General features: G+C 38.1%; 1 protein-coding gene. It reads right to left on the bottom strand.

Features of this window, described 5'->3' with window-relative positions; all coding sequences use genetic code 11:
• Positions 1 to 98: 98 nt before the first annotated feature.
• A complete protein-coding gene (locus ACE1CC_RS13195) occupies positions 99 to 2,873 on the bottom strand; it encodes a Vgb family protein (RefSeq protein WP_413270897.1) in 2,775 nt (924 codons plus the stop codon).
• Positions 2,874 to 3,018 lie beyond the last annotated feature (145 nt).

The raw sequence follows: 3,018 nt of genomic DNA, 5'->3' as shown, positions 1-3,018 counted from the left end.
TTTTTTTTTTTTTAAATTATATTATTCCATTTTATTTTGGTTTGTTTTTGTTTTTTTGCTTTATTTGTTTCTAAAAACCCCAACAACGTGCCTAGAATTTAGAATTGCGATCGCACTACCAAACTCCCCCGATTATAAGGCAACCTTTCCGTTGGTAAAACACCCAATTGAATCGTAGCATCTGCCAAAACTGGATTTTCATCTAATACTAAGCTAGTCAAATTCCGGTTAACAATTTCCCAGAATTGATTTTCATCTGGGTAATTTCGCAACACCTCATCTATCCGCTTATAAATCGGTACAAAGTCAGGATACTCTGCATCAGTTATCCCTTGCTTATATGTATAATTCACATCAAGATTCAACGTATTTAAGCCTTGATGTACGATCGGATATTCAGGAATCTTAAAGTTCCATTTCTCCTGGAGCAAACCTTGGCGATTTCGCGTTACGATACTAGAGCGATCGTAAGGTAAAGCTATTGATGGCAGTACATTCCAATTAATACTCACAGCATCAATTACCTGATTTTCTGCCAAAACTTTCTGAGTCACATTCTTATTGACAATTTCCCAAAAATCAGTTTCATTCGGGTAATTCTTCAAATACCGATCTATCCCCTGATAAATTGGTACAAAATCCGGGTATTCATTATTTTTTATTCCCTTTTTGTAGACGTAATCAACATCAATATTCAAATTATTCAACCCTTGATGTTGAATTGGGTAATTTTGGAATTTAAAACCCCATTCCTCCCGTAAATTTCCGGTTGTTGTCGGGATATAGGAAAGAATCCCAACTGGACGATTCAAAGTAGGATCTGGCGGGACAAAAGTATTGCTATTAGGATTGTTTGGTGCCGGAATTTTTGCCCCTGTTACCGGATTAAATCCTAAAATCGCCCCAATATTATTCGCACCTTCCCGATAATCAAAACCAACAGTATAAAGATTGCCATCTCCGGCAAAAGTTAAGCTACCAGTGAAGTTATTAGTTGAATTTGTTCCCGTGTAATTTGTCGAAATCACACCCAACAATTCCCCACTTTGCACATTATATTTGCGGATATCATTAGCGAAATCACTAACATAAAGCAGACCGTCATTAGAATTAAAAGCTAATCCTAAAAGACTGACAAAACCATTGCCATTAGGTGCAGCTTCAGGAGAAGCAAATACTCTCGATTCACCTGTTTTAATATCATAACGTAACACCTGACTAGGTAAGCCAGCACTGAAATCTGCTTCACCGTTTCTTGCTACACTTCCTTGAGTAGTAACATAGAGAAAACCATCAGGGCCAAAAATCAATCCATTCGGGCCATTTAATCCCCCAGGTTGTTGATTTCCTCTGGCAAAAACATCAATAAATTGACCAGTTGTGCCGTCATAACGTAAAATTTGATCGGTTAAGAAACTGCTAACGTAAAGTTTACCATCGGGGCCGAATACTGATCCATAAGGACGCAACAAACCACCCGTTTCGTCAATGTTGGGAGTGTTGGGATTGTCGGTGACAAAGCGATCGATAAATGCCCCCGTTCTCCCATCAAAACGCAAAATCCCCGAAGCACCTTGTTCTGTAGAATTGGCAGGTTTATTACCACTGGTAATGTAAAGATCGGTGATGCCATCATTATTACCATCTGGCCCGACAATAATGTTATCGGGTGAGAATAATCCCCCACTACCAGCAGTAATAAATTCACCTAAAAAACTACCCGTCTTAGCATCAAATCTGACTACGTTATTACCTCTGGTATTTCCTACCAAAAACGTTTCCGGCACATTTAATAACTGCGGTTGAGTTCGGGTAACAGTACTGCTTCTGGTATATGGTAGATTGTTAGTTGGCAGCACTTCCAAATTTACTTTAAAGTCGGAGAATTCGGGATTTTCTGAGAGAATTTGCTGAGTTAAGTTTTTATTCAAAATTTCCCAGAAATCCGTTTCGTTGGGATAATTAATTAGGAAGTTATTGATGCGGTTATAAATTGGCACAAAATCAGCATATTGGCTATTGCTTATTCCTGGTTTATATGTATAACTAACATCGAGGTTTAAAGTGTTTAATCCTTGGTGTTCAATGGTATATTGCGGAATTTGGAAATCCCATTTTTCCTCTAACTTTCCTTGCCTGTCACGGGTAACTATGCTGGAACGTTGGTAAGGTAATGCAACACTGGGTAAAACATCAATATCAACAGTCACAGACTGCATTGCTGGATTTTCATCCAGCAGTTTTTGGGTGAGGTTTTTGTTGATGATTTCCCAAAAGTCGGTTTCGTTGGGGTAGTTTACTAAAAAGCGATCGACACTTTGAGAAATTGGCACAAAATCAGGATATTCTGAATAAGTAATTCCGTCCTTATAGGTATATTCAACATTGATATTGAGGTTATTTATTCCTTGGTGTTCAATTGTATAATTCGGTAAGGAAAAAGTCCACCTTTCAGGATTAGGTTGGTTGAAAATGGTAGCGGGAGAACGACCTTCTTCGATCCCATTTTCGATAAAATGTTCAAAGGCTGTAATATCACCTCTTTGCACAGCCGCCGCTACATCGGGGTTTTGTTGTAAATAAAGGAGGGTATTAAATGCAGCATTAGGATTGCGTATTTCAAATTGACCGTGTAAGATAAAGTGGTCAAAAGCGGTAGTTGTCTTATTCTGAACAGCTAGAGCTACATCAGAATAGGTTTGTAAATAATACTCACTATCAAAGAAAGAACTGGGACTGCGATTTTCTAATTTTCCAATTCCGTTAAAGTGAGCCAAGCCACTGCTAATAACGCCATTACTTAAGGCTACAGAAAGGTCTAAATGATTGTCTAGATAGTAAGTCTCATTGAATAGTTCATTGGCAGTGAGCATATTTTCTTCTCGTGGTCTAAGTTATTAAGGAAAAATTATACACTGTAATATTAAGTTCGTTGTGACGACTTTAGTCGTTCATTCCTCAATAAGTAGGTGCAAATAAATAAAGTGATAATAGTTAGATTCGGATGGGGCGGGGGGG

This window comes from Floridaenema aerugineum BLCC-F46 (genome assembly GCF_041929345.1).
GTDB classification, from domain to species: domain Bacteria; phylum Cyanobacteriota; class Cyanobacteriia; order Cyanobacteriales; family Aerosakkonemataceae; genus Floridanema; species Floridanema aerugineum.
The sequence above is the reverse complement of the archived record's forward strand: the minus strand, read 5'-3'. Positions and strand labels throughout refer to the sequence as shown.